This window comes from Plantactinospora sp. WMMB334 (assembly GCF_049179095.1).
Lineage (GTDB): Bacteria > Actinomycetota > Actinomycetes > Mycobacteriales > Micromonosporaceae > Plantactinospora.
The window spans coordinates 7,580,558-7,602,376 of the sequence record NZ_JBMHME010000002.1; the positions used below are offsets into that span (position 1 = coordinate 7,580,558).

Here is a 21,819-nt window from a genome sequence, read left to right on the forward strand (position 1 = left end):
CGTCGGCCGTCCACTCCGCTCTTCTTCAGTGCTACTTCTCTTCAGTGCTACTTCGACTCGATCCGACCGATGGGAGAGGTGCTCGCCGACAGGGCCTTCTGGGCGGCCGCCCAGCTCTCGTCCTCGATACCGAGTGCGTGTCTGAGGTAGGCCAATGTAACGCGTTGTATCAGCGCGACGCGTTCCGGGTTGGTGTCCGTCGTCTCTTGGACGTCGTAGCCGGTGATTCCGCCAAGTGAGTGTTCCGCGCCGAACAGGGTGAGGAGACTCTTGCTGCCAGGGCTCAGGTAGTAGGGCTCGGCCATCCAGTCCGGGCCGCGGACGGTCAGCTGGTACTTCCGCGGGATTTCGTCCTGGTCACCGACGATCACGAGAGTCGGCTTGGTCATCTGCGCAAAGTTCGGGTTCATGTGCGGCATGTGATCGGCGGCGAACGGTGTCAGGTTGGCTCCGCCTTCTCCGGCGGTGGCCAGCAGCACGCCTGCTTTCACGCGTGCGTCCGACAGGTCGGCTTCCGTCCTGCTCACCGGATCGAGGACCCGCAAGCCGAGCAGGTTGCCCGCCGTCTGGCCACCGAAGGAGTGACCGGCCACGGCGATACGGCCTCGATCGAGACGACCTTGAAGGCCGGGAACGGCAGCTTCCAGAAGATGAAGCTGGTCCAGGATGCGCTTGAGATCCTCGACGCGGTAGCGCCAGATCCGCGGGGTACGGAGATCGTCCTTGCTCAGGCCCACGGTCCTGGAGTCGAGGTGAGTGGGCTGGATGACCACGAAGCCGTGCGCGGCCCAGTAGTCGGCCAACGGGCCGTAGCCGTCCAGCGACGAACCGGAGCCGTGCGAGAGGAGGATGATGGGCAGGTGGCTGCCGACCGTCGGGGCCGACACCCTCACCTGCACGTCGATGCCGCGGCCCGGCGAGCGTAGCGCGAGCGGCTTCACCGAGACGATCGGAGCGGGTGTGCTGATGGCGACGTCTGTGGCCGCCATGTCTGACTCGGTCATGGAAATCTCTCCAACGGCTGTTCCGCCGTGCCCTTCCCACCTGGCAACATGGGAAAAGCGGGACGCTGTCCCGGAAGACAATACGGGACGCTGTCCCGTTTCGCCAAGGTGAAGGTGGTGCAGTGAACAAGGGCGGGGTGGACAAGATCGGGCAGAACCCGGAGCAGGCAGTCCGACCCCGGCGGGCCGACGCGCGACGCAACCAGGGGGCGCTGCTCGACGCGGCCGCCGCGGTCTTCACAACCTCCGGCGTGGAGGCGCCACTGCGTGACATCGCAGCCAGGGCGGGCGTCGGGACGGCCACGATCTACCGCCACTTCCCGACGCGAGCCGACCTCATCGTCGCCGTCTATCGGCACCAGGTCGAAAACCTGGCGGAGGTCGCGCCGCCCCTACTTGCGGGCAGCGCCAGCCCTTATGCCGCGCTCCAGCAGTGGATTCACCTGTTCCTCGAATTTGTGATCACGAAGCAGGGGCTCGCCGCGGTCCTGCAATCCGACGACCCCTGCTACGACCCACTGCATGCCTACTTCCTCGAACAGCTCGAGCCCGTCTGCGCCCGTCTGCTCGAAGCCGCCGCAGGCGCAGGGGAGATCCGTCCGGGCCAGGACGCCTACGAACTCATGCGCGGGGTCGGAAGCATCTGTGCTGGCGCGGGCCACCCCCGCTACAACCCACGCCGACTGGTCGACGTCCTCATCGCGGGGCTGAGGCCGGTGGGTGGGTGAATCTATCCTCTGTCGAGCGACCGCGACCGGAACCACCTCGCCGACGGCGGCCTTCGGGGTGGTTCACAATCCCATAGACAATTGTGCGGCCCCGACCGGCATTCCTGCTGGTCGGGGCCGCACATCGGTCGGGGTGGCCGGATTCGAACCGACGACCTCTTCGTCCCGAACGAAGCGCGCTACCAAGCTGCGCCACACCCCGAGGCGTGCCGAGCAATAGTAGCCCACCCGTCCGGGCGGGCAAATTCGGTATCCCGCCCGGTGCGTCCCGGCCCACACCGGCCGGGCCGTACCGCGCACGCCGGCCGGCCCGGACGAGCCGGTTTGCGCAGGATCAGAGTCAGCGCGGAATCAGCGTCAGCAGCGACGCCTCCGGTCGGCAGGCGAACCGTACCGGGGCGGTCGGGTGGGTGCCGAGGCCGGCGGAGACGTGCAGCCAGGCGTCCGTGTCCGGCCAGCGGTGCAGGCCGCTGGCCATCGACCGGGGCAGCCCGCAGTTGGTGGTGAGCGCGCCGACGAACGGGACCCGGACCTGCCCGCCGTGGGTGTGCCCGGCGAGCAGCAGGGCGAAGCCGTCGGCGGCCATCTCGTCCAGGACGCGGGGCTCCGGCGAGTGGGTCAATCCGATGGCGAGGTCGGCCTGCTCCGGGACCGGTCCGGCGACCGCGAAGTAGTCGTCCCGCTCGACGTGCGGGTCGTCGACGCCGACCAGCTCGACCTGCCGCCCGCCGGCCTTGATCGACGTACGGGCGTTGTTCAGGTCGTGCCAGCCCGCGCCGACCAGCACCTCGCGCAGGTCCTCGGCGGGCAGTTCGATCCCCTGCACGTACTCCCGCTCCGGCAGCAGATAGCTGAACGGGTTCTTCCAGACCGGCCCCCGGTAGTCGTTGGAGCCGAACACGAAGGCGCCGGGGAAGTCGAGCAGGGGTTGCAGCGCCCGCAGCGCGCCGGGCACCGCCTCCGGGTGGGCGAGGTTGTCCCCGGTCACCACCACCAGGTCCGGGTCGGTGGCGGCCAGCGAGGCGACCCAAAACTGCTTGCGGCGCTGGTCGGGCATCATGTGCAGGTCCGACAGGTGCAGGATGCGCAGCGGTTCGGCGTCGGTGGCGAGCACAGGTACGTCGTACCGGCGCAGCGTGAAGAGATTGCGCTCGACCAGCGAGGCGTACGCCAGGGTGGCGCCGCCGGCCACGAGGGTCGCGGCGGCCAGCCGGAATACTGTGCGCTTCTGCATGCCGCTCAGGGTAGTTTGACCCTCCATGGGCACCCTGAAGGACCTCCTGACCACGGACATGCGCACGGCCCTGAAGGCCCGTGACGAGCTGACCACCTCGACCCTGCGGATGGCGCTGGCGGCGATCGGCACCGCCGAGGTCGCCGGCCGGGAGAAGCGGGAGCTCTCCGACTCCGAGGTGCTGGCGGTGCTCACCAAGGAGGCGAAGAAGCGCCGGGAGGCGGCCACCGCGTTCGGCGACGCCGGGCGGGCCGAGCAGGCGGCGCGGGAGCGGGCCGAGGGCGAGGTGCTGGAGCGCTACCTGCCGAAGCAGCTCTCCGACGAGGAGTTGGCCGAGCTGGTCGGCGGGGCGCTGACCGCCGGCGGCTTCACCGAGCGTGGCCAGATGGGCCCGGCGATGAAGGCGGCCCAGGCCGCGGTGGCCGGCCGGGCCGAGGGCGGTCGGGTGGCCGCGGAGGTACGCCGGCAGCTCGGCGCCGGATAGCCGCGGAACGGGCGGGCTCCCCTGCACCGGGGATGCCCGCCCGTTCGCGTGACCTGCTCTGGCCGGCGGTGGTCAGCCGGCGTTCCGGCTCAGCGGCGGGGTGGCCGGGGCCCGCCCGGGCCGTCGCCCGGTTCGTTGGCGCCGCCGCCACCCTTGCCGTTGCTCACCTCGATCGTCACCGCTCCCCCCTTGATGGTCCGGCCGTCCGGGCTGGTGCCGGCGGCCGTGCCCGCCGGGCACTCGGAGTCGACCCGGCCGCCCACCTCGGCGTCGAAGCCGGCGCCCCTGACCCGGGAGACCGCGGTCTGGATCGGCTGGCACTTGACGTTCGGGATGTTCCGCTGGTCGCCGTTGACGATCTTTCCGCCCGGCGGGGTGAACTGGATCGCGGGCTTACCCTTCATCGCGTCCCGGAGGGTCTGGTAGACCGCGTGGTTGACGCCGCCCGGCGCGTTGTGCTCCATGTTCTGCGTGGTCTCGGCCCAGTCCGGGTCGGCGAGGATGCCGGCGACGGCGAGCTGCTTGGTCATCACCACCAGCGACGCGGTCTTCTCGCCGTCGGTGGTGCCGCTCTTGCCGGCGACCGGCTTGCCGACGATGCCCTTCACGTTGCGGGCGGTGGCGCCCTTGCAGCGGGAGGTGGCGGAGCGGTCACCGACCGGGCAGCGGGCGGCGTCCACGGCGGCCCGGGCCACCTCGGTCTTGATCCGCTGCTCGCAGCGCGGGTTGGCGATGTCGAGCTTGTTGCCCTCCTGGTCCCGGATGAGCTGCACCGGAATCGGTTCGCAGAACTTGCCGTCGGCGGCCAGCGTGGCGTAGGCGTTGGCCAGCTCCAGCGGGGTCGTCTGGGAGACACCGAGGGTGAAGGCGCCCCAACCGTTCGCGGCCTGCTTGGTGGCGGCGAAGTTGGCGTCGTTGCTGGCCCGGAAGGTGATGCCCATCCGCTTCGCCGCGTCGACGACCTTGGCGGCCCCGACCCGCTCCTGGAGCGGTACGAAGTAGGTGTTGACCGACGCCCCGAAGGCGCTCCACATGTTGTGCACGCCGGCCATGCTCTTGCTGGCGTTCTGCGGACAGTATTTGTTGGTGCCCGGGCAGGCGGCCGGGGAGCCGCGCTCGACGATGTACTTCGTCTGCGCGACGTCCTTGGCGTTGATCGTGGTCTCCAGCGGGTACCCGTTCTCCAGCGCCGCCACCACGGTGAAGATCTTGAAGGTCGAGCCGGCCTGGTAGCCGGTGATGTCACCGCCGCCGGTCAGCAGCGGGTTGGTGGTGTTCGGGTACGTACCCCGGAGCTTCTTCTTTTTTTTGGCCGGATTCGTGGAGATCTTGTTCTGCGGCTTGTCGGGGTCGTCGAGCTTGTAGTTGCGGTTCACCGCCAGCGCGCGGACCCGTCCGGTGCCGGGCTCGATCGCCGCCACCATCATGGCTTCCTTCTTGCCCGTCTTGACGTTGCGCTCGACGGCGTCCTTGGCCGCCTTCTGCGTCTTGGCGTCGAGGGTGGTGACGACGGTGTAGCCGCCGCTCTTCAGTCGCCGCTCGCGGTCGTACTGGGTGCGGCCGAAGGTCTCCTGCTGCATCCACCACCGGTAGAAGAAGTCGCAGAAGAAGCCCCAGTCGTTCTTGCCGACGTCGACGCAGCCGTTGGGGGTCCGCTTGTCCTTGACCACCAGCTTGATCGCCTTGGTCTTGGCGGCCTCTTCCGCGGTGATCGCCCTGGTCTCGACCATCTGGTCGAGGACCCAGTTGCGCCGCTCCAGCGCGGCCGGGTAGCCGGCCTTGGTGGTCGGGTCGTTGTCCGAGGGCGCCTTGACCATCCCGGCCAGCATCGCCGCCTCTTCGAGCTTCAGGTTCTTCGGGTGCTTGCCGAAGTAGACCTGGCTGGCGGCGAAGATGCCGTACGCGCCGTTGCCGAACGGGGCGATGTTGAGGTAGCCCTCCAGGATCTCGTCCTTGGTCATGTCACCGTCGAGCTGGAGCGCGTACCGCATCTCGCGCAGCTTCCGGGCGCTGGTGTCCTCAGTGGCCGCCACCACGTCCTGGGGGTGGGTGGCGGAGTAGGCGATGGTGAGCCGGACGTACTGCATGGTGAGCGTGGAGGCACCCTGCGTGGTGACTCCCGCCTGGTTGTTGGCCACGAACGCCCGGGCGACGCCGTTGACGTCGACGCCGTTGTGCTCGTAGAAGCGCTTGTCCTCGGCGGCGATCAGTGCCTTGGCCATCACCGGCGCGACATCCTTGATCGGCACGTCGCGGCGGTTCTCGTCGTACATCGTGGCGAGCGGTGTCTTGCCGTCGGAGGCGTAGAGGTAGCTGATCTGGGGAGCCTTCTTGACGGTCAGCTCGGTGGGCAGCTTGTCGAATGTCTCCGCGCCGGCCTTGGCGGCGAGGCCGGACATCGCCACTGCGGGGAACGCGGCCGCGGCTACCACCACGCCGGCCAGCAGCCCACAGATCAGCAGCGACGCGGCGTTGGTGAAGACATTGTGGTCACGCTTCCGCATCCAGGTCACCTCGTCAGGGTACGTGAATCAGCACAGAGGTCGCGCGCCGCAGTACTTTCCCCATTTCCTGCGGGCGCCGGCCTCGTTGTGCTAAACGCACGACCCCTGGTGCGCGGTTGCGAGCTCCCGCTGCAGAGTCTCCTCCCTCCGGGAAGTCTCCGCAGCGTTTTCGCTGATCGCCGCCGGGTAGTCAGGGCCGGATTGCCGGATGAAGGGCCCAAAAATGTCCGGGTTGACGGATTTGGCTGACAACGTTGCGTAATCAGTTGACTACAGAGCATGATGGTCGAGCGAGAGAATCGCATGTCGTCCGTGATGCCCGGGGGAGGGCGGCACGGATGACCCGGGGGGTTATCGCCGGCTGACCGGCTCTGGTCGGTAGCGGGACTGCAAGGGGGGACAGACACAGATGGGCATGATCACAGATTGGCCCACGTTGGCGGCGTGTCAGAACGGTGATCCTGACGCGCTGTTCGTACAGGGCGCCGAACAGAACGTGGCGAAGCGGATCTGCCGCAGCTGCCCCGTGCGGTACGAGTGCCTTGCCGACGCGCTCGACAACCGCATCGAGTTCGGCGTCTGGGGCGGCATGACCGAGCGGGAACGTCGCGCCCTGCTGCGCCGACACCCACAGGTGGCGAGCTGGCGCAAGACGTTCGAGGCGGCCCTGAAGAACAAGGACAAGGTCCTCGTCAACGCCGGCTGATCGCGGCACCGATCGTGCGCAGCCCGTCGACGTCGTGCACGTCGGCGGGCTGAGCCGTCACCGCCACCGTCGGCACCGCCGGAAAGGCATCGGTGAAGACCCGGGCGACCCGGCGTTCCCGCGCCGCCTGCTGGACCAGGGCGGCGTGGGCCAGCAGCGTCTCCACCGTCGCCTGGTGCCCACCCAGCTCCGCCAGCCGCTCCGCCGCCGCCAGGCTCTCGGCGGCGGCGGGGCGTTCCACCGCGGGCTCGTGCACCCGGTTGAGCACCAGGCCGGCCAGCGGCATCCGCTCCTCGCTCAACCGACCCGCGAAGTACGCCGCCTCGCGGACAGCATCCGGCTCCGGCACCGCGACCAGCACAAACGCCGTCTCCCGGGCCTGGAGCACCCGGTACGTCTGCTCGGCGCGCTGCCGGAAGCCCCCGAACATCGAGTCGAGCGCTGCCACGAATCCGGACAGGTCAGTGAGCAGTTGCGCGCCGAGCACCTTCTGCACCACCCGCGAGAACATCCCGAACGAGGCGGTGACCAGGCTGAACATGCTCCGCCCACCAGTGCGTGCCGGCGCCAGCAGCAGCCGCAGCATCCGTCCGTCCAGAAAGCGGGAGAGCCGGGCCGGCGCGTCGAGGAAGTCCAGCGCGGAGCGGGACGGCGGGGTGTCGACCACGATCAGATCCCACTCGCCCCGGGCGTGCAGCTGACCCAGCTTCTCCATCGCCATGTATTCCTGCGTGCCGGCGAAGGTGGAGCTCATCGCCTGGTAGAACGGGTTGGCGAAGATCTCCGCCGCCTTCGCCGGATCGGTGTGCGCCAGCACCACGTCGTCGAAGGTGCGCTTCATGTCCAGCATCATGGCGTGCAGCTCACCGCCGCTGGCCTCGACGTCGATCCCCTTGACCTGCCGTGGAGTGTTGTCCAGCTCGGTCAGCCCGAGCGACTGGGCGAGCCGGCGGGCCGGGTCGATGGTCAGCACCACCGTACGCCGGCCGTGCCGCTCCGCGGCCCGGAGCGCCAGCGCGGCGGCGGTGGTGGTCTTGCCCACCCCGCCCGAGCCGCAGCAGACCACGATCCGCACGCCGGGGTCGGCGAGGATCTGGTCGATGTCCAGCTGCGGCGCTGGATGATCGGGACGCACGAACCGAGCGTATCGGGACGGCGCCCCGACCATGGCGTGGTGCCGCCCACGTCCGCCCCTCCGGGGCGTAAGGAAGGGCCCCCTGTTATCGCATTCTGTTGTAGAAGGGCCCCTTCCTAACCTCTCCGAGCGTATGACGCCTCAGTCGGCCGCCAGCAGTGTGTCGGCGATCAGGTCCAGGCCGGCCCGGTCCACCCCTTCGGTGAGCAGTGGCAGCTCGACCAGGGGCAGCCCGAGTTCGGCCAGGTCGGCGCGGAGCGACTCCTCGAGATCCCGGCGGACGAGCTGGTCCTGGGCCTCGGCGTGCAGCCCGGCCACGGTCGTCCGGTCCGTCGGCAGCCCGGCGGCGGCCAGCCCGCGCCGGAGCTCGGCCTGGGTGACCCTGCCGGCCAGCAGCGGTGGGCGGGTGGCGTTGAGGATGAGCCGGCCGACCGGGATCCGCAGCGCGTTGAGGTCGGCGATCGCGTCGATCGTCTCCTGGACCGGCATCTCCTCCAGCAGCGTGACCACGTGTACGGCGGTCATCGGAGAGCGGAGCAGCGCCGCCACCCCCTCGCTCTGGGTCTTGATCGGGCCGACCTTGGCCAGCCGCGCGGTCTCGGCGGTGACGTTCAGGAACCGGCCGATCCGGCCGGTCGGCGGGGCGTCCAGCACCACCGCGTCGTACACCCGGCGCCGGTCGACGGTGCGGGTGGTGGCCTCCTTGACCTTCCCGGTGAGCAGCACGTCGCGTAGCCCCGGTGCGATCGTGGTGGCGAAGTCGATGGCGCCCAGCTTGCGCAGGGCCCGACCGGCGGCGCCGAGCCTGTAGAACATGTCGAGGTATTCGAGGAGCGCCTCCTCGGAGTCGACGGCCAGGGCGCGTACCTCGCCGCCGTCGCGCGCCGTGGCGATCGACCGCTCCTCGTACGGCAGGGGGTCGGTGCCGAAGAGCTGGGCGATCCCCTGCCGGCTCTCCACCTCGACCAGCAGGGTACGCCGGCCACCACCCGCCAGCGCCAGCGCCAGCGCGGCGGCGACCGTGCTCTTGCCGGTCCCACCCTTGCCGGTGATCACGTGCAGCCGGGTGGGCCAGCGGGCACTCGCCCGTCCGGTGGTCGCCCCGTCGCCTGACTCCTCGCCCGCTCGCACCCTCCGAGCCTAACCAGCCCGGCCGGTCAGATGACGTCGCAGACCCACCACCCGGTCTCCTCCACCACCACGAAGGTCAGTTGCTGGTCCACCATCCGCTCGTCCTCGGTCGTCATGGTCAGCGTGGTCGAGACGAGGACCCGTTCCGGAGTCTGCTCGTCGAGCGTCGGCCTGGCCCACCTGTACCGCACCGTGCCGTACCGTTCGGCAGCCTCCGCCACCTCCCGGACCTTTGCCGAGATCTGCTCGTCGTCCCGGGCGGCGGAGCAGACCAGGCGGGTGGCGCGGTCGGCGTCCCGCTCGGTGTAGACGGCGGTCAGGAAGTCCTGTACGGCGCTGGCCGGATCTGTCGCACCCTGGCCCCGCTCCGCACTGCGGAGCACGAGAAAGCCCGAGATCCCCCCGACGAGGCAGAGCAGCAGCGTCACCCCGAGCACGATCGACGCCACGAGCACGGCGCGCGATCTGCCGCGCGGCTGACCGGCCGGGGCACCGGTCGGCACGCCGGCGCCGGACACGGGAACCTGGCCCGGGGGCGCGGGAACCTGGCCCGGGGGCGCGGGAACCTGGCCGGGTGCCCACGCATAGCCGAGTGTCGGTGGTTGGCCTGGCGGGGGTTGGTGGGCAGGCAGAGGCATAGCGGTTGTTGCCGCTTCGGCCGGTGTTGCCGCTTCGGCCGGTGTTGGTGGTGCCGCCGCTGTTGGTGGTTCGGCCGGTGCCGGTGGTTCCGTCGATACCGCCGGTTCTGTCGACGCCGGTGGATCGGCTGGTGCCGGCTGCCCGGTCGGTTGGACCGGGATGTCGGGCGGGGCCGGCTCGGCCGGCTGTCGGGCGGCCTCGGCGTCATCGTCGGAGGGTTGCCTCATGGTCTCCCCAATCCCCGCAGGGGCGCGCTGCGGTGGTCAAGGTGCCGGCCACCGCCCCGGGCGGCGGGTCGGCGTGTCCGTGGGCGCGGCGGTAGTGCCGTACCGGCGGCGGTAGGGCGTAACGGCAGATATGCCGAACCGTCCCGGCGAGGGTATCCCGGCGCGGCCAGCCGGAGCGGTTCCCGGCCGGGCGGAGACTTCTTCGGCCACCGGTCCGGAGGCGTGCGCGTGGCGGTGCCGCCCCAGCCCGTAGGCTGTCGCCGACAAGCCCGAGACGAGGAGACGTCCAGCAATGCAGAAGTGGGAGTACGCCACGGTGCCACTGCTCGTGCACGCCACCAAGCAGATTCTCGACAACTGGGGCGAGGACGGCTGGGAACTGGTGACGGTGATCCCCGGCCCGAACCCGGAGCAGCTCGTCGCGTACCTCAAGCGGGCCAAGTCGTGACGGCTGGGCCGCACGCCAAACTCGCGGAGCTGGGCCTCGCGCTGCCCGAGGTGGTGCCGCCGTTGGCTGCCTACGTACCGGCGGTCCAGTCCGGTCGGCAGGTCTACGTCTCGGGGCAGTTGCCGCTGCGTGACGGCAAGCTGCTGGCCACCGGGAAGGTCGGCGCGGGAGTCTCGGCCGAGCAGGCGAAGGACCTGGCCGCGCAGTGCGCGCTCAACGCCCTGGCCGCGATCGACGCCCTGGTGGGCCTGGAGAGCGTCGTCAAGATCGTCAAGCTGACCGGCTTCGTGGCCTCCGCCGAGGGGTTCACCGGCCAGCCTGGCGTGGTGAACGGCGCCTCGGAACTCTTCGGCACCGTTTTCGGCGAGGCGGGCCGGCACGCGCGCAGCGCGGTGGGGGTCGCCGAGCTGCCGCTGGGTGCACCGGTCGAGGTCGAGGTGATCGTCGAGGTGGCCTGAGCCGGTAAGGCCCGGTCGAGCGACGACACCCGCAGGTCACGGCGTTGTCGTTCGCGGGTCGTACCATCGCAGCCATGACCGGGCACCTGACCGCGCCGGCGGCGGCGCTGGCTGACCAGCTACCCCGCTGGGCGACGCTGGTCCGTGCCCCCAACCCGGGGCCGATGACCCTGGACGGCACCAACACCTGGGTGCTGGGCGCCCCGGGCACGGGCGAGGTGGTCGTGGTCGACCCGGGCCCGCTCGACGACGGTCATCTGGCCGCCGTGGCGGCGCTCGGACCGGTCGCCGGGGTGCTGGTCACGCACGGGCATCCCGACCACACCGAGGGGTTGGACCGGTTCCTGGAGCTGACCGGGGCCGAGGCGCTGACGTTCCGCGGCGGGGCGTCGACGGTCGAGGTGGCCGGCCTGCGGATCGGGCTCCTGGTCACGCCGGGGCACACCGCCGACTCCCGCTGCTTCGTGATCGACGGCGAGGGCGGCCGGGCCGTCTGCACCGGCGACACGATTCTCGGCCGGGGCACCACCGTCGTCGCGCACCCCGACGGCGACCTCGGCGACTATCTTGCCAGCCTGGAGACGCTGACCCGGTTCGACGGCGTCGTGGCGCTGCCCGGGCACGGCCCGGCGCTGGCCGACTGCTCCGCCGCGGCCCGGTTCTACCTGGCCCACCGCCACGCCCGGCTCGACCAGGTGCGCGCCGCGCTGGTCCGGGGGGCACGCACCGCCGCCGAGGTGGTGGCGACGGTCTACGCGGACGTCGACCGGTCGCTCTGGCCGGCGGCGGAATGGTCCGTCCGGGCACAGCTCGCCCACCTCGATCGGGAGAACCGGGAACCTCCCGATCGGGGGGACCGGGAATCCGGCCCGGGGGCCGGTGGGTTGGACAGTCCGTGACCTGCCCGGTGTGTGGAACCGTCGCCGTACCCGGTGCGCGGTTCTGCCACAACTGCGGAGCCGCGCTCCCGGCCGCCGCGACCCTTCCAGAGGCGGAACGCCGCGTCGTAACGGTGCTCTTCGGCGACTTGTCCGATTTTACCTCCTGGTCGGAGGACCTCGACCCTGAGCGGGTCAGCGCGGTCACCGACCGGGTCCTCGCCGCGCTCGCCGGCGCCGTCAAGACCTTCGGCGGCCACGTCGACAAGCTGACCGGCGACGGGATCATGGCCGTCTTCGGTGCACCCGTCGCGCACGAGGACGACGCCGAGCGGGCGGTCCGGGCGGCGCTGTCGATGCAGCGCGCGGTGCGCCGGGTGCTCGACGACGAACAGGGCGGCGGTGCGCCGCTCGGTCTGCGGGTCGGCCTGAACACCGGCGACGTGGTCGCCGGCATCCAGGCTGCCATCGAGTACACCGTCATCGGTGACACCGTGAACACCGCCGCCCGGCTGGCCGACGCCGCCGCGATCGGCGCCGTCTACGCCGGCGCCCGGACGGCGGGGGCCAGCCGGCGGGTCGCCTCCTGGCGACAGCTCCGGCCGCTGCGGCTGAAGGGCAAGCGCGAGCCGGTCGAGGCGTACGAGCTGCTGGGTCTGCTGGACGCCCCAGGCACCCGGTCCGGGCTCGGTGACGAGGCGCCCTTCGTCGGCCGGGAGACCGAGATCGGGCGGGTCGCCGGCCGGCTGGCCGAGGTCGTCGACCAGGGGCAACCCCGGGTGCTGCTGATGACCGCCGAGGCGGGGATCGGCAAGTCCCGGTTCGCCGCCGAGGTGGAGCGGCTGGCCGCCGGTTACGACGTCGGCGCCGGCCGGTACGCGACGCACACCGGTGCCCGGGTGCTCTCGGTGAAGTGCGCCGCCTTCGGTGAACGCCGCCGGTTGGCTCCGCTCGCCGACCTGGTCCGGGCCGCGGTCGGCCTGCCGGACGGGCCGGCGACCGCGGTCACCCGCTCGGTGGTGGAGGAGCGGTTGCGTCGGCTCGGTCAGCGACTCTCCCGGCACCGGCCGGACCCACCACCGGTCGCCGTCGACCTGCTCCTCGCCCTGCTGGGCTACGCCGAGCTGCCGCCCGCGCTCGGCACCGTGCCGGCGGGACCGGCAGAGTGGTCGGCGGGCGAACTCACCCCGGCCACCGATGCGATCCCGGGCGCCGTAGCCGAACTACTCAGCGCGCTCGCCGCCGAGACGCCGCTGGCGGTCATCGTCGACGACCTGCACGACGCCACTCCGGAGACCACGGATGCGCTCGGGGTGACGCTGTCCCGGCTGACCGGGCCGGTGCTGGTACTCCTGCTCGGCCGTCCCGAACTGGTCCGCGCCGCCGGTGCGTTGACCCGGGTCGCCGACGCCGAGGTGCACGCCCTGCCGCCGCTGCGGGGCGCGGACGCCGCCCGGCTGCTCACCGCGTACCTCGGGGGAGGGCGGCTGCCGCAGGCCGACATCGACCGGCTGCTCGCCACCGCCCAGGGCAATCCGTTCTATCTTGCCGAGCTGGTCACCCTCCTGATGGAGCGTGGCGCGCTCACCACGGTGCGGGACCGGGCACCGCTGCGCCGCGCGACCGGCGCCGGGACATCCGCGATCGGCGCCGCCGCCGGGACGGCTGCCGCCGGGCGGGGGCGAGGGAACGCCGGCGGCACCGGGGCGGGTGCCCCGAGCGGGATCGCGAACCACGCCACCGCCTCCGCCTCTGCCGGCTCCGCTGGTGCCTCTGCCGACGCTGCCGCTGTGCCTGCCGGCCCTGCCGCTCGCTCCCTCGGCCCTGCCGCTCTCTCCGTCGGCCCTGCCGCTCTCTCCGTCGGCCCTGCCGCTGTGCCTGCCGGCCCTGCGGGGGTTTCTCCCGGGCCTGCGGGGGTTTCTCCCGGCGCTGCGGGGGTTTCTGCTGGCTCTGTCGCCGCACCGGGCGGCTCCGCAGCGGTCGTCACAGGTGCCGTCGGTGTGCCTGCCGTCGTGCCGGGGGCCGGTGCCACATGGCGGCTGGTTCCCGGTTCGCTGGGCAGCCGGCTGCTCTCCCGCGACCTCGCCGCCGTGCTCGCGGCCCGGATCGACGCGCTGCCGGCCGACGCCCGGGCTGCGCTGCGGGACGCCGCCGTGGTCGGCGACACCGTGCCGGCGGGCGCGCTGGAGGCGTTGCGCGAACGGCGGGCCGGCCGCGAGGGGCGGCCCACCGCCGTACTCGCCGTCGAGCTGGAACGGGCGGTCGAGGAACTGCTCCAGCGACGGATGCTGCACCGCAACCGGAACGGCTACATCTTTGCCACACCACTGATGCGGGAGGCCGTCTACGCCGGCATCGGCAAGGCCGATCTCGCCGACCGGCATGCGGCGTTGGTCGAGTGGGCAGCGCTGCCGAGCGGCGCGGGTTCGGGCGAGGCGGTCGCGGCAGGCGCCGGGGGAGGCGGGCTGCCGGTCGCCGAGCGCGACGCCTTCATCGCCGACCACGCCGAACGCGCCAGCGTGCTGGCCGATGCGGTCAACCTGCGCCCCGACGCGACGGCCAGGAACGTGGCGCCGCTCGGGATGGCGGCGCTGAGCCGCTCCGCCCGCCGGGCGCTCGCCGCCGGGGAGCCGGCACTGGCCGTCGAGTACGCGGAGCGGGCCGCCCGGCTCGCCGGTGAGTCGGTGCCCGGTGGCGACCGGCTGGTGCACGCCCGTGCCCTGCTCCAGGTGGGGCGGGTCGCCGACGCGCTCGCCTTCGCCGAGAAGATCGGGGCGAACGCCGGTGACGACCTCGCGGTGCGTGCGGGTGCGCTGCTCGTCGTCGGCCAGGCACACCTGGCCCAGGGCGATCAGGCGCGGGCGGTGAACTCCTGGCAGGAGGCGTTGCAGGTGGCCACCCGGGCGAATCTGCCGGGACCACGGGCCTCGGCGATGCGGCGGCTCGGGATGGCGGATTTCGTCAGCGGCCGGCTGAGCCAGGCGAGCAGCCGGTTCGCCGGGGCGTACCAGGTCAACCTGGAGGCCGACGACCGTCGGGGACAGGCGTGGTCGTTGCAGCACCTGGCGTGGGTGACCACCACCCGGGGAGACTTCGCCGGCACCGATGCCGTGCTCGGCCGGGCGGCCCGGCTCTTCGCCCAGATCGGGGATCCGGTGGGCCGGGCCTGGCTGCGCGGGACCACGGCCTTCGCCAGGTTGCTCGCCGGACGGCTCCGTGAGGCGCGCCGGCTGGCCCGGGTCTTCCTGCCCTTCGGCGAGCGGGTCGGTGAGGCGTGGGCGGTGGGTACGCTGCGTGCCGTGGAGGCGTTCGCCGCCGCGGAGCTGGGCGAGCTGGCCGAGGCGGACCGCGAGGCGCGGCGGGCGTACCGGGACTTCGCCGCCGCCGCGGACGACTGGGGTCGGGGCTTCGCCCTCGTCGTACGGGGTGCCGTGGCGCGCGGGGTGGGCGAGCCCGAGCACGCCACCGACCTGCTGACCGACGCGCTCGCGTACGGCCGGCGTACGTCGCACCCGCTGCTGACCGGCCTGGCCGGCACGTTGCGCGGTTTCGTGGCCCTCGACCGGGGCGACGTCTGCGCGGCGGAGCGGGATGCCGAGGCGGTGCTGGCGGTGGTGGAGCCGCACAATCCGCTCGCGCCGACCCAGCTCGGTCCCCGGATGCTGCTCGCCGCTAGTCGGCTGGCCGACGGCGACGCGTCGACCGCGGTGCGCCTGCTCGAACCGATCGCGGCGGCCGGCGCGGTCCCCTCCGTGCTCTTCTCCCGGCGTCAGGCCCTGGCCCGGTACGCCGCCGCGCTGCTCGCCGACGGGCAGACGGCGAAGGCGTTGGACTGGGCACGGCAGGCGGTCGAGGCTCCGGGGGAGGACATCCGCAGCCGGGTGATCGCCGCCCGGGTGCTGGCCGAGGCGCTGGCCGGGGCGGGGCGGCCGGCGGAGGCGGCCCGGGCCGCCGAGGAGGCGGTCCGGTTGGCGTACTCGACGCAGCAGACCAGCGAGCGGGCCGCGGCGGAGGCGCTGCGCGACCGGCTGGCCGGCGGGACGGCGGGTCCCACCTCGGGTGGCCCGGTGGTCATCCGGCAGCGGATCGCCGCCGACGTCCCGGCGCCGACCGCCGTGGACCATTCCGGCCAGGGTGAGGCCGTGAGCTATTCCGGCCCGGGTGAGGCCGTGAGCTATTCCGGCCCGGGTGAGGCCGTGAGTTATTCCGGCCCGGGTGAGGCGACGACCTGGTCCGGCCAGGGGATGCCGCGCGACCCGGGCAGCCGTTAGCCTGGATTCACCGACATCCATGGCGGATTGACGCCGGCACGGAGGATCGCGGTGCTGCTTCCCCGCTCGGCCGCAGGCTGGACCATTGCCGTCTTCGGAGTGCTCGCTCTCCTGCTCGGCATCGTCGGCCTGGCCCGACCGGAGTGGCTGCTCGCCCTGCTCGGCTTCGAGGTGCTCCAACCGGCCGACCGTGCTGACGGCGACCACACCCGCACCTTCGTCGCCGCCTCGTCGATCGCCTCCGTGAACGTCGGCGTCTACTACCTGCTGGCGGCGCGGATGGATTGGCAGCCGTTCTTCGGGTTCACCGTGCCGTTCCGGCTGCTCACCTTCGTCGTCTTCAGCATCCTGGTGCTGACCGGGACCGCGCCGGCACGCTTCTTCGGAGTGGCCCTCTGGGAGGGTCTCGGTGCGGTTGCCACCGCGGCCGGCCTCTGGTACGACCGGCGTCGAAATCGCAACCAGCCGGTAACGGCCAGCGGTGCGGGGGACTGAAACGACTCACGTTGCCGGTATTTTCGAGTCTGTGACCGACACCCCGCCCGGCGCACTGCCGCTGCCCGTCGTGCCCGGCCTGACGGATTTGCAGGTGTTCGCCCGTGGTGGCTACGCCACCGTGTACCGGGCCACCCAGCAGTCCGTGGGGCGCGAGGTGGCGGTGAAGGTCGAGAACCGCACCCTGGAGAGCGAGCGGGACCAGCGCCGGTTTCTCCGCGAGGCGCGTGCGGCCGGACGGATGTCGTCCCACCCGCACGTGGTCGACCTCTTCGACGCCGGGGTCACCGAGGACCAGCACCCTTATCTGATCATGGAACTCTGCGACGGGTCGTACGCGGAGCGGATGCGTACCTCGCCGTTGAGTGCCGCCGAGGCACGGGACGTCGGAGTGAAGATCGCCGACGCGCTCGCCGACGCACACCAGCTCGGGGTCCTGCACCGGGACGTCAAGCCGGCCAACATCCTCTACTCGCGGTTCAACGAGCCGGCGCTGGCCGACTTCGGACTGGCCGTACTCGCCGAGGCCCGGGACACCGCGATCACCCTGGAGGTGCTGACCCCGGCGTACGCGCCACCGGAGATGTTCCGGCACAGCCCGCCCTCGCCGGCCGTCGACGTGTACGCGCTCTGCGCCACCCTCTACGCCGTGATGCACGGCAAGCCGCCGCGCTGGCAGGTCGACCGGAACCCGGGGCTGCTCACCCTGCTCGAGCTCTTCACGGAGCCGATCCCGGAGCTGCCGGGCGTACCGACCCGGCTGCTCGACCTGCTCCGCTACGGGATGGCCAACGACCCCGCCGACCGTCCCACCGCCGAGCAGTTGCGTGACCTGCTCGCCGCCGTACCGCTGGGGCCGCCCGGCGCGCCGAACCCGCCGGGACCGACCGTGTTCGCCGCCGTCCCGGTCTCGGGCGGCTCGATCTCGGGTGGCTCGGTCTCGGCTGGGCAGACCTCGGGCGGCTCGGTTTCGGGCGGCTCGGCGCCGGCTGGGCAGATCTCGGGGGCTCCGGTTGCCGGCGGCTCCTGGTCGGGGTCCGGAGCGTCGCTGGCCGATCCGTCCGGCAGCGGCGCGGCGGCGCCGGCCGGTGCCGCCGCGAGCTCCGGACCGCCGCCCGCCTTCACCGGTACGCCCGCACCCCGGACGCCCACCTCCGGTGGACCGGCCCCCGGCGCTCCGGCCCCCGGCGTTCCGGTGTCGGGCGCACCGGTCTCCGGCGGGCCGGTCCCGGCCATCCCGGTGTCAGGCGTCCCGGTCTCCGCCGCGCCGACCTCGGGTGGCGGGCCGACCTCGGGAGGTGCGCCGCCGAGTGTCTACCTGTCGAGCTCCTACACCCCTCCGCCACCCCGGCCGGAGTCCGGCCCCCCGTACGTCGACGGTGATCCGACCGTTTCCCGCGCGGGGCGCCGCAGGCTCCGCTACTGGATCTTCGGCGGCCTGGGTGCCGTGCTCCTGATCGCCACCGTTGCCGGCGGCCTCTGGCTCGTCACCACCCGCGGGGTGCCGGTGACGCCGCCGAGCGGACCGGTGGCCGGCCCGACCGTCGACCGACCCACGACGGCGACGGTGGGAGGGGCGCTGCCGGGCTGCCAGTTGCCACTGCCCGCCGACGTCCGCTGCCCCGCCGAGCTGGAGTGCTTCGGCCCGGTCCGCATCCGGCGTACCGAGGCGGAGGCCGATCCGCTGCCCTGCACGGGCCGGCACACCTGGGAGTCCTACGCGGAGGGTGACCTGCCCGAGGAGGTGGACGCGGCCGACCACCAGGCGGTGAAGAACGACGCGACCGTCCGTCGGGTCTGCAACGCGACGATCTTCCGGCGGACCACGACGCTGATCGACACCTCGGCGTGGCGTTTCGAGATCCTTCCACCGGCCGACGACGGGCCCGGTCGCACCTTCCGCTGCCTGGCCGGGCAGGGCGTCGACCGGCTGACCGGCCCGACCCTCACGGACTGAGCCGGCGGTCCGGGAGACCGGCTCCGATCGCCGGCCGGGCCGGCCCGCGACCGAAGTAGACGCTCCCGACTACGCTCGGCAGCATTATCCCCCATCCAGACCGAGGTCTGCCGATGATCGAGACATCGCTTCGAGGCCGCGTACGACTGCTCGGCACGACCATGGCGGTCGTGCTCACCCTGCTGCTCGCCGCCGGCGCGGGCTGCGACAGCCAGCGGGGGCCCGAACCGCCCTCGGTGCAGGAGAAGCTCAAGCAGTCCCACATCTACGGCCAGAGCAAGCTGCGGATCGGGGTCGCCGTCTTCGAGCCGCTGATGGGTGTGCTGGACGACAACGGCAGGTACGTCGGGTTCGACATCGACATCGCACGCTACATCGCCTCGTCACTCGGCTACGCCAGGGACGACCGGATCGACTTCGTCCAACTCGCCACCGAGGATCGCATTCCCGCCCTGCAGAGCGGGCAGGTCGACATAGTCGTCTCCAGCTTCTCGATCACCGAGGAGCGCCAAAAGCTGGTGAGCTTTGCCGGGCCGTACTTCGTCACCACCCAGGAGGTGATGATCCCGGTCGCCCTGAAGAGCCGGGTCCGGACCATCGAGGATCTGCGGAGTCCCGACGTCCGGGTCTGCGTCGGCGGCGGGTCGACCACCGAGGCCGAGCTGGAGCGGCACCAGGTGAAGGTGCTGGTGGTCAAGAGCGTCAGCGACTGTGTGAAGGGCATCCTCGACGGCAGGTACGACGCGGTCAGCTCCGACGAGACGATCCTGGCCGGGTTCCGCTCCGCCCATCCGGCCGCGTTCGAGATCATCGACATGCCCTTCGGCACCAGCGAACAGCTCGGCATCGGGGTACCGATCAGCGATCCCGCCCTCCGTGACCTGGTCGCCTTCTTCCTGCACAAGAGCTATCAGGAGGGACGCAGCGGCAGGACGAGCCCGTGGCTGACCGCGTACCACCGGAATCTCGGTCCCTGGCTCGGCGCCGACCGGCAGCAGCCACCGCCGCTGGACGTGCCGGACCTGGTGGACTTCGACGAGAAGGCACCGGTGTGACTCTCCCCGTACGGGAGCCGACGGGTTCCGGACCGGGCATGGCAGGTGACAAATCCCCGGACGGCCGCCCGGTGGCGGCGGCGCTCGGCTGGCCCTCCGGCACAGACCCGGCCGAGCGGAGATCCCGGGCCAGCCAGTCCTTCTGGACGCTGGTCGTCGGGGTGCCGGCGATCTTCTCGGTGCTCCGGCTGAGCGTGGAGGCCGGCGGCGAGCTGCAGACGACACTGCTGCTGGTCGCCAACGTCAATCCGGTGAACCTGGCCGCCGCCCTGGTCACCACCGCCGCCCGGTTGGTATCGGCCGGGCTGGTCGCCATCTTCGCGGTCGGCGCCGTACTGCTGGTCAGCGCGGAGAACGCGCCGACGCACCGGATCGGCCGGCGTCCACCGATCTTCGCCCGGTGGCGGGCGATCAGCCCGCCCTGGCTGGTGATCGCCAGCTTCGCCGTCGCGCTCGCCACCTGGCCGATCCTCTACCTGCCGCTGCTGCTGCCGGCGTTCGCGGCCGCGTTCCAGCTCAGCCCGGCCCGGCTGGACGAACGGCGGATACCGCGGCTGCTGCTCCTCGGTGGACTGCTGGCCGGCTACGCCGTGGTGATGCTGCCGACCCTGCTCGACGCGTGGGACCTGCGGGAGATTTTCGCCGTACTCGTGATCGCGGCCCCGCCGCTGCTGGCGCTCCTCGTCTCCGGGCCGGTACCGGTGACGGTGGCCCGGCCGCTGGCGATGACCGCCCAGACGGCGGTGCTGGCGATGCTCTGCTGGGCGGCGCTACCGGTGATCACCACACCGGTGCTGCCGCTGACGGTCACCACGATCCGGGTGGGTGACGACGGCACCGGTGCGGCGGCCGGACCGGAGCCGGATACCGGCCCGCCCGCCGCACCGGCCACCGCGCCGGAGACGGGTGGAATGGAGCGGATCCGTGGGCACGTGATCACGGTGGACGACGTGAGCATGGTGATCCTGCAGGAGCGCGGCGGCGTCCGGTACGTGCCGGCCGGGCAGGTCGAGGCGCAGGTGCTCTGCCCGACCGAGGAGGAACTGCCCCGCTACCGGCTGCGGGTCCAGGGTTTCCACGTCGAGGACTCGCTGCTGGAGGGGATGGGGCGGCGGGTACGCCCGGTGAACCGGATCAACGCGGAGTGCCGGACCGCCATCACCTCCTGACACACCGGCCTCCGGTAGTCCGGGGATCCGCTCCTAGTAGCTCCTCGGCTGCTGGAGCACCCGCTGGGCGACGAAGTTGAGGATCATCTCGCGGCTGACCGGGGCGATCCGGCCGGCCCGTACCGCGCCGAGCAGGGTGGCCACCCCGTAGTCGGTGGTCATCCCGTTGCCGCCGTGCACCTGGATCGCGGTGTCGACGGCGAGCGCGGCGGCCTCGCCCGAGGCGTACTTCGCCATGTTGGCGGCGACGCCGGCCTCCACGTCCCGGCCGGCGTCGTAGAGGGTGGCGGCCTTGGCGATCATGAGTCGGGCCAGTTCCACCTGGATGGCGGCGTGTGCCAGCGGATGTGAGACTCCCTGGTGGGCGCCGATCGGCCGGCCCCAGACCTGCCGGCTGGCGGTGTAGGTCGAGGCGCGCTCGATGGCGTACCGGCCGGTGCCGGCGCCCATCGCGGCGACCGTGATCCGTTCCGGGTTGAGCCCGGCGAAGAGCGCCGGCAGCCCGGCCTCGAGTCCGCCCCGGTCGCCCGGCTCGGCCGTACCGCCGATCAGGGCGTCGGCGGGCAGCCGGACGTCGTCGAAGTAGAGCAGCCACTGGTTCTCCGGAGAGACGACCTCCATCTCCAGCTTCGACCTGGTCAGCCCGGGTGCGTCCGTCGGTACGACGAAGAGCGCCGGCCGAAGCCGCCCTCCGCCCGTGCCGCCCTGCCGGCCGTCGGCCCCGCCCTGCTCGCTGTCCTGCTCGCTGTCCTGCTCGCTGTCCTGCTCGCTGTCCTCGATCCGGGCGACGACCAGCACGTACGCCGCCTCGTCGACCCCGGAGATGAAACACTTGCGGCCGGAGAGCAGCCAGTCGCCGCCGTCACGGCGGGCGACGGTGCCGAGCCGGTGGAAGTTCGAGCCCGCCTCCGGCTCGGTGATCGCGAAGGCGATCTTCAGCGTCCCGTCGGCGAGCCCGGGCAGGAAGGCGCGCCGCTGCGCCTCGGTGCCGTGCCGGCCGATCACCGTGCCGGCGATCGCCGGTGAGACCACCAGGAGCAGCAGCGGGCAGCCGGCCGCCGCCAGCTCCTCGCAGACGATGGCCAGCTCGGTGATCCCACCGCCACCGCCGCCGTACTCGGTGGGGATGTTGACCCCGAGGTAGCCGAGCCGGCCGGCCTCGTCCCAGAGCTCGGTGGTGTGCTCGCCGGCCTTTGCCCTGGCGACGAAGTAGCCGTGGCCGTAGCGCTGGCCGAGCGCCCGTACGGCCTCGCGGAGCTGGCGCTGCTCGGGAGTGAGGTCGAAATCCATTCGGTC

At 72.1% G+C, this 21,819-nt stretch carries 16 protein-coding genes, 1 tRNA gene and 2 pseudogenes; 11 read left to right on the plus strand and 8 right to left on the minus strand.

Annotated features, from left to right (window positions below):
- Window positions 1–47: 47 nt before the first annotated feature.
- Window positions 48–989 carry an alpha/beta hydrolase family protein gene (locus tag ACN27G_RS32890; RefSeq protein ID WP_421497552.1) on the minus strand — a complete coding sequence of 314 codons (942 nt, stop codon included), beginning with the start codon at window positions 987–989 and terminating at the stop codon, window positions 48–50.
- 161 nt (window positions 990–1,150) lie between these two features.
- Here ACN27G_RS32890 and ACN27G_RS32895 point away from each other — a divergent pair, with 161 nt between their 5' ends.
- Entirely contained in the window at window positions 1,151–1,732 is a 582-nt protein-coding gene (locus ACN27G_RS32895) for a TetR/AcrR family transcriptional regulator (RefSeq protein ID WP_421497553.1), read from the plus strand.
- Between the two features lie 128 nt (window positions 1,733–1,860).
- Here the strand turns inward: ACN27G_RS32895 and ACN27G_RS32900 are convergent.
- Window positions 1,861–1,934: transfer RNA gene (locus tag ACN27G_RS32900), tRNA-Pro, on the minus strand.
- Window positions 1,935–2,072: 138 nt separating this feature from the next.
- Entirely contained in the window at window positions 2,073–2,966 is an 894-nt protein-coding gene (locus ACN27G_RS32905) for a metallophosphoesterase (protein ID WP_421496543.1), read from the minus strand.
- A 25-nt stretch (window positions 2,967–2,991) separates the two neighbouring features.
- On the opposite strand from ACN27G_RS32905, the gene ACN27G_RS32910 reads away from it, so the two are divergent.
- A complete protein-coding gene (locus tag ACN27G_RS32910; protein ID WP_421496544.1) occupies window positions 2,992–3,450 on the plus strand; it encodes a GatB/YqeY domain-containing protein in 459 nt (152 codons plus the stop codon).
- An 89-nt stretch (window positions 3,451–3,539) separates the two neighbouring features.
- On the opposite strand, the gene ACN27G_RS32915 is transcribed toward ACN27G_RS32910, so the two are convergent.
- Window positions 3,540–5,954: a transglycosylase domain-containing protein gene (locus ACN27G_RS32915; protein ID WP_421497554.1), complete on the minus strand. Its 2,415-nt coding sequence runs from the start codon at window positions 5,952–5,954 to the stop codon at window positions 3,540–3,542.
- Window positions 5,955–6,363: 409 nt separating this feature from the next.
- On the opposite strand from ACN27G_RS32915, the gene ACN27G_RS32920 reads away from it, so the two are divergent.
- On the plus strand, window positions 6,364–6,660 hold the full coding sequence (locus tag ACN27G_RS32920; RefSeq protein ID WP_421496545.1) for a WhiB family transcriptional regulator: 297 nt from the start codon (window positions 6,364–6,366) through the stop codon (window positions 6,658–6,660).
- Here ACN27G_RS32920 and ACN27G_RS32925 read toward each other — a convergent pair.
- The 3 genes from ACN27G_RS32925 to ACN27G_RS32935 form a co-directional block, all read right to left on the minus strand.
- Window positions 6,647–7,828, minus strand: coding sequence for an ArsA family ATPase (locus ACN27G_RS32925; RefSeq protein ID WP_421496546.1), 1,182 nt, complete (start codon window positions 7,826–7,828; stop codon window positions 6,647–6,649). The two genes, ACN27G_RS32920 and ACN27G_RS32925, sit on opposite strands and share 14 nt — an antisense overlap.
- A gap of 108 nt (window positions 7,829–7,936) precedes the next feature.
- Window positions 7,937–8,926 carry an ArsA-related P-loop ATPase gene (locus tag ACN27G_RS32930; RefSeq protein ID WP_421496547.1) on the minus strand — a complete coding sequence of 330 codons (990 nt, stop codon included), beginning with the start codon at window positions 8,924–8,926 and terminating at the stop codon, window positions 7,937–7,939.
- A gap of 26 nt (window positions 8,927–8,952) precedes the next feature.
- Complete coding sequence (locus ACN27G_RS32935; RefSeq protein WP_421496548.1) at window positions 8,953–9,381, minus strand: hypothetical protein; 429 nt, start codon at window positions 9,379–9,381, stop codon at window positions 8,953–8,955.
- Between the two features lie 703 nt (window positions 9,382–10,084).
- On the opposite strand from ACN27G_RS32935, the gene ACN27G_RS32940 reads away from it, so the two are divergent.
- The 8 genes and pseudogenes from ACN27G_RS32940 (at window position 10,085) to ACN27G_RS32975 (ending at window position 20,523) form a co-directional block, all read left to right on the plus strand.
- Window positions 10,085–10,240: a hypothetical protein gene (locus ACN27G_RS32940; protein WP_421496549.1), complete on the plus strand. Its 156-nt coding sequence runs from the start codon at window positions 10,085–10,087 to the stop codon at window positions 10,238–10,240.
- Window positions 10,237–10,698, plus strand: a complete 462-nt coding sequence (locus ACN27G_RS32945) for a RidA family protein (RefSeq protein ID WP_421496550.1) — start codon at window positions 10,237–10,239, stop codon at window positions 10,696–10,698. The genes ACN27G_RS32940 and ACN27G_RS32945 overlap by 4 nt, the downstream gene beginning before the upstream one ends.
- A 74-nt stretch (window positions 10,699–10,772) precedes the next feature.
- Entirely contained in the window at window positions 10,773–11,597 is an 825-nt protein-coding gene (locus ACN27G_RS32950; RefSeq protein ID WP_421496551.1) for an MBL fold metallo-hydrolase, read from the plus strand.
- Window positions 11,594–15,604: pseudogene (locus ACN27G_RS32955) on the plus strand (adenylate/guanylate cyclase domain-containing protein); the annotation flags it as partial. The gene ACN27G_RS32950 and the pseudogene ACN27G_RS32955, both read left to right, overlap by 4 nt.
- Window positions 15,605–15,898: 294 nt before the next feature.
- On the plus strand, window positions 15,899–16,342 hold the full coding sequence (locus ACN27G_RS32960; RefSeq protein WP_421496552.1) for a hypothetical protein: 444 nt from the start codon (window positions 15,899–15,901) through the stop codon (window positions 16,340–16,342).
- A 31-nt stretch (window positions 16,343–16,373) separates the two neighbouring features.
- A pseudogene (locus tag ACN27G_RS32965) lies at window positions 16,374–17,360 on the plus strand (serine/threonine-protein kinase); the annotation flags it as partial.
- Between the two features lie 1,052 nt (window positions 17,361–18,412).
- Entirely contained in the window at window positions 18,413–19,354 is a 942-nt protein-coding gene (locus tag ACN27G_RS32970) for a transporter substrate-binding domain-containing protein (protein ID WP_421496553.1), read from the plus strand.
- Window positions 19,355–19,392: 38 nt separating this feature from the next.
- Entirely contained in the window at window positions 19,393–20,523 is a 1,131-nt protein-coding gene (locus ACN27G_RS32975; RefSeq protein WP_421496554.1) for a hypothetical protein, read from the plus strand.
- A gap of 33 nt (window positions 20,524–20,556) precedes the next feature.
- Here ACN27G_RS32975 and ACN27G_RS32980 read toward each other — a convergent pair whose 3' ends face one another.
- Window positions 20,557–21,813, minus strand: coding sequence for an acyl-CoA dehydrogenase family protein (locus tag ACN27G_RS32980; protein WP_421496555.1), 1,257 nt, complete (start codon window positions 21,811–21,813; stop codon window positions 20,557–20,559).
- Between the last annotated feature and the right edge of the window lie 6 nt (window positions 21,814–21,819).

Coding starts and splice junctions, on each gene's coding strand:
- ACN27G_RS32950 (WP_421496551.1), top strand. CDS start 10,773: ATGACCGGGCACCTGACCGCGCCGGCGGCGGCGCTGGCTGACCAGCTA.
- ACN27G_RS32925 (WP_421496546.1), bottom strand. CDS start 7,828: ATGGTCGGGGCGCCGTCCCGATACGCTCGGTTCGTGCGTCCCGATCAT.
- ACN27G_RS32905 (WP_421496543.1), bottom strand. CDS start 2,966: ATGCAGAAGCGCACAGTATTCCGGCTGGCCGCCGCGACCCTCGTGGCC.
- ACN27G_RS32970 (WP_421496553.1), top strand. CDS start 18,413: ATGATCGAGACATCGCTTCGAGGCCGCGTACGACTGCTCGGCACGACC.
- ACN27G_RS32940 (WP_421496549.1), top strand. CDS start 10,085: ATGCAGAAGTGGGAGTACGCCACGGTGCCACTGCTCGTGCACGCCACC.
- ACN27G_RS32975 (WP_421496554.1), top strand. CDS start 19,393: ATGGCAGGTGACAAATCCCCGGACGGCCGCCCGGTGGCGGCGGCGCTC.
- ACN27G_RS32920 (WP_421496545.1), top strand. CDS start 6,364: ATGGGCATGATCACAGATTGGCCCACGTTGGCGGCGTGTCAGAACGGT.
- ACN27G_RS32890 (WP_421497552.1), bottom strand. CDS start 989: ATGGCGGCCACAGACGTCGCCATCAGCACACCCGCTCCGATCGTCTCG.
- ACN27G_RS32980 (WP_421496555.1), bottom strand. CDS start 21,813: ATGGATTTCGACCTCACTCCCGAGCAGCGCCAGCTCCGCGAGGCCGTA.
- ACN27G_RS32910 (WP_421496544.1), top strand. CDS start 2,992: ATGGGCACCCTGAAGGACCTCCTGACCACGGACATGCGCACGGCCCTG.
- ACN27G_RS32915 (WP_421497554.1), bottom strand. CDS start 5,954: ATGCGGAAGCGTGACCACAATGTCTTCACCAACGCCGCGTCGCTGCTG.